The organism is Roseibium denhamense (genome assembly GCF_009711415.1).
GTDB classification, from domain to species: Bacteria; Pseudomonadota; Alphaproteobacteria; order Rhizobiales; family Stappiaceae; genus Roseibium; species Roseibium denhamense.
On the sequence record NZ_SMLZ01000080.1, the window covers coordinates 25884 to 28198 of the forward strand.

General features: G+C 56.0%; 2 protein-coding genes and 1 pseudogene. 2 read left to right on the forward strand and 1 reads right to left on the reverse strand.

Annotated elements, in window-relative coordinates:
• Positions 1-231: 231 nt before the first annotated feature.
• Positions 232-1308 (reverse strand): IS5 family transposase, encoded by a 1077-nt coding sequence (locus E1180_RS01710; RefSeq protein WP_425280887.1) that lies wholly within the window; start codon positions 1306-1308, stop codon positions 232-234.
• A gap of 216 nt (positions 1309-1524) precedes the next feature.
• Here E1180_RS01710 and E1180_RS01715 point away from each other — a divergent pair, with 216 nt between their 5' ends.
• Positions 1525-1989, forward strand: a complete 465-nt coding sequence (locus tag E1180_RS01715; protein WP_155189357.1) for a hypothetical protein — start codon at positions 1525-1527, stop codon at positions 1987-1989.
• A gap of 160 nt (positions 1990-2149) precedes the next feature.
• Positions 2150-2248: pseudogene (locus E1180_RS01720) on the forward strand (IS630 family transposase); the annotation flags it as partial.
• Positions 2249-2315 lie beyond the last annotated feature (67 nt).

The following is a 2315-nucleotide window of genomic DNA, read 5'->3' on the forward strand; positions in this document are numbered from 1 at the left end:
AGAATGGCTTAACGCCGAAATTTTTCGGACGCGTTTAAAGCGAAGGTCGCGCTTGAGGCTTTGCGCGGTGACAAGACGATCCAGGAGATCGCAGCCAAGTATCAGGTGAGCACCTCTATCAACGCGCTTTTTGGAACTGCCTGAGGCAAGTTCAGCGGTTCTAGCCCTGATTGCTCTTGGATCCGGATCCTTTCGGACGGTGCGTTTTGCCCTGTTTGGCTGTTCCCCGGCCTATGCCGGCTGTCTTTGACTGACCTGAACCAGCCTCCTCATGTTGTAGACGATGTTCGCCATACCAATCTTTGTTCTGGCGCGGGCGATGCCGATGGTGCGGATGGTCAGGCCCATGACGGCCTTTTGGTAGGCGAAGACATGTTCGACCGGCGCCCGGTGTTTTGAGCGCGTGGCGTTGCCGCGCCGGATATGCTCTGGCATCGGCTTGCCCGCCGGTTTTCTGCGATGGACATGGCTGACAAAGCCCTGGGCCTCCAAAAAGGCCTCGTTCTGCGTCGAGCGGTAGGCGCTGTCGGCCCACACGCCCGAGCCGGTATTGCGTTTGTCGAGCAGACCCCGGCGCAGGAACCGGCCATCGTGGCGGCTGGCATCGGACACATCCCAGCGGCGGATGAACCGCTGCGTTTTGCAGATCGTCGTATGCGCCTTGTAACCGAATGTGGGAATGGCGATGTCCAGCGGCTTGGGGCCGTCCGGCTTGGCCTTGGCCTTGCCGAACTGCACGGTCCAGCGGGAGGTCACGTCCTTCTGCCGGGCCTTGTCCGGTTTGTCCGGCCAGATCTGCTGAGCGGTCTTGCCGGATTTGATGGCCTGTTTCTCGCCGTCCGAGTTGCGCTGCTTGGGCGCGGCCACAAGCGTTGCGTCCACCAATTGCCCGCCCATGGCGATATAGCCCGCTGCCCGCAAGGCCATATCGAAGCGGGCAAACAGCCCGTCGATGGCCCCGGCCTGCGTCAGACGCTCACGGAACGCCCAGATCGTCTTGGCATCCGGAACGCGGTCCGAAAGGCCAAGCCCCAGAAACCGCATGAACGACAGCCGGTCGTTGACCAGGAACTCGGTCCGGTCATCGGACAAATTGTTCTGCGCCTGGATCACCAGCACTTTGAACATGAGAACCGGATCAAACGGAGGGCGGCCCCCCTTCGACCCATCGGAATAGTTCAGTGCTTCAACCAGATCCGGACGGAATATCTCGAAGTCGACAACCAGCGCATAGGCTTCCAACTGGTCGCCAATGTCACTCAGCCGCTTCAAGCGTTCGTCAACGTCGAAAAATCCGGGCTGGCTCATCAAAAGACCTTCCAAAATCAGTCAACCAATTGAATCACGAACCCGGCCGAATTGGCGAGGTAAATAGGGGCGCTCAAATTTTTTCAGCCGGTTGAAGCTATTCTTCATGACGCTCCAGCCTTTTCAATAGAGAAATACGAAGTCGCCAAGTAAGACTTGCGTTTTTTTCTTGGCGCTCACATAGTCTAAGCTGTTTTGTGCATATTGGGGATACAGATGCCCGCTCTGGACTATGCAACTGTATTGGAAGCCGTCGAAGATACCGTGGACGAAATCGACGGCGACATGTTGATCTTGCTCCTTGGCGGCCCTCAACGCGTCGCGGCCACGATCGTTCAAACAGCGCGCAACCACGCATCTTTGTCTTTGAGGCAAGTTCGGGAAGTGGTGCTTACCGCCTTCGCAGCCCTCATCGCTGTTGCTGAAGAGCTTGGTGACCTGCTCATAAGTATTTTCGACAAGATCGCCAGGTTGACTGAGATTGCCTTTGATGTGGCGGAGGATGTAGCGGAACGCGGACTCGAAATGGGAATAGCTGTCGCGACAAAAGGCGTTAACGTTGGACGTAAGTTGAGCGGCAAAGCTGGGCGACTTGCTGTTGCAGGCGTGAAAAAGGCAAAAACCATGGTCCGCAAAACCGCAAGAACTCCCTCTCGCCTGGGAAGGCGGTTTGGCTTTTAGGTTCACTTGAGCTGATTATCGTAAAGCCTGAACCATCCACCAGACAGCGCAAAACGCCCGATGCTCTAGAGCGGTTCAAGTTTTGACTGAATCGGATGGGATTCCCTTTGGTTTGAATTTGTGATTCAAGATGTTGGCTGGAGCAGGAGGCCAGCATCTTATGACTGCACCTCTTTCGAATGATCTTCGCGAACGCGTTGTCGCAGCCGTTTTGTCTGGCCAGAGCTGCCGCTCGGTGGCAGCCCGGTTCGGTGTTGCGAGGTAAATAGAGGCGCTCCCCTGATTTGCATTCTATTTTATTTCCTTTTTGTTTTACATTTTCTTCA

Bases quoted from the DNA above. Each gene is read 5' to 3' on its own strand.
- E1180_RS01710 (WP_425280887.1), bottom strand. From the start codon at position 1,308: ATGAGCCAGCCCGGATTTTTCGACGTTGACGAACGCTTGAAGCGGCTG.
- E1180_RS01715 (WP_155189357.1), top strand. From the start codon at position 1,525: ATGCCCGCTCTGGACTATGCAACTGTATTGGAAGCCGTCGAAGATACC.